The organism is Streptomyces sp. NPDC033229 (genome assembly GCF_055576875.1).
In genome coordinates, this window is sequence record NZ_JBVIQR010000202.1 from 1 (window position 1) to 1438 (window position 1438).

Genomic DNA, 1438 nt, shown 5'->3' on the forward strand with positions numbered 1-1438 from the left:
ACAGACCTATCCACCCCGGCTCAGACGCCGTGACCACAACACTCACACCAAGATCATCACACGCCTGACCAGGGCTTACGGGACATCATTTAGTACCAATGCCGTTGCCTTACCGGGCGCCCGGAAGGCTCCGGCGGATCTGGTGATGAGAGCGCGGATCATCGCGTTGAGCTGGGATGGTCTGCGGGTGGCAGCGATCGCGGCGGAGCTCGGCTGTCATGCCAAGACGGTGCGGTGGTGGCTCCACCGCTTCAACACGCTCGGGCTGGAGGGGCTGGAGGACCGGCCCGTCAGTGGGTGGCCCCGGCGGATCACCGAGGCTGAACGCTCCAGGATTGTCGCGCTGGTCAGACAGGCGTCTCCCGGCCGTCTGACCAGGAGTGAAGACGGTGAACTGGCGGCGGACGACGAGGCGGGGCCGCCGGAATGGACACTCGACGCCCTCGCGGAGACTGCTCGCCGTTACGGGATTGAGGTGGGAAGGCCCCAGATCCGCAGGATTCTGCTGGCCGAGGGCGTCAGATGGCGCCGTACCCGTTCCTGGGTGAGGTCGAAGGACCGTGATTTCGAGGGAAAAGGGCGCGGATCGTCGGCCTTTACACCCGCCCGCCCGACGACGCGACGGTCGTGTGCGTCGACGAGCTCGGGCCGGTGATCCCGCGTACTCTCCCGCCCGCGCCGGGCTGGTCACCCGATGGCCGTCGCATCAAAGCGGAGCTCGACTACGGCCGCGGGCCGGAGAAGACCTGGGTCTACGGCGGCCCGCGCGTCAGGGACGGGCAGCAGGTCACCATGACCGCGCCGTCCCGCAACAGCGTCTTCTACCAGCAGTTCTTACTGATCATTTCAGAATGAGTTTGGCTCAGGGGCTTGGCAGTTGGGCTGGCGGGGGGCAAGGTTCTGGATGTGTCTGATGATCTTGTGCCTGATGTTTTGTGGGAACGTGTCGCCCCGCTGCTTCCACCGCGCCCGCCGCGGCGTCTGCGGTATCCGGGTCGTCTGCCGGCGGACGACCGTGCCGCCTTGCGCGGGATCGTCTACGTCCTGCGTAAGGGTGTGGCCTGGGCAGATGTGCCGGCCGAGAAAATCGGCTGCAGCGGGGTGACCTGCTGGCGGCGTCTGCGGGACTGGACCGGGGCCGGTGTGTGGCCAAGTCTGCACGGGATCCTCCTGGCGGAGCTCCGCAAGACGGGCCTGCTGGACATGGACGACGCCGCGGTCGACGGCTCTCACGTCAGGGCCTTGAACGGGGGGCTCACACCGGACCTTCACCAGTCGACCGCGGCCGTCCGGGCAGCAAGCACCACCTGATCACCGACCGCCACGGAACACCCCTCGCCGCCTCGCTGACCAGCGGAAATCGGCACGACGTGACGCAGTTGATGCCGCTGCTGGACGCGAGCCCCCGCATCCGCGGCCGACGCGGCCGCCCCCGTCA

At 67.7% G+C, this 1438-nt stretch carries 2 protein-coding genes and 1 pseudogene; all 3 read left to right on the forward strand.

What is annotated here, in order from left to right; genetic code table 11:
- Positions 1-64 precede the first annotated feature (64 nt).
- Positions 65-655, forward strand: a complete 591-nt coding sequence (locus ACZ53N_RS37375; protein ID WP_469145140.1) for a helix-turn-helix domain-containing protein — start codon at positions 65-67, stop codon at positions 653-655.
- Positions 652-855 (forward strand): hypothetical protein, encoded by a 204-nt coding sequence (locus ACZ53N_RS37380; RefSeq protein WP_469145139.1) that lies wholly within the window; start codon positions 652-654, stop codon positions 853-855. The genes ACZ53N_RS37375 and ACZ53N_RS37380 overlap by 4 nt, the downstream gene beginning before the upstream one ends.
- 51 nt (positions 856-906) lie before the next feature.
- Positions 907-1438 (forward strand): annotated as a pseudogene (locus ACZ53N_RS37385) (IS5 family transposase); the annotation flags it as partial.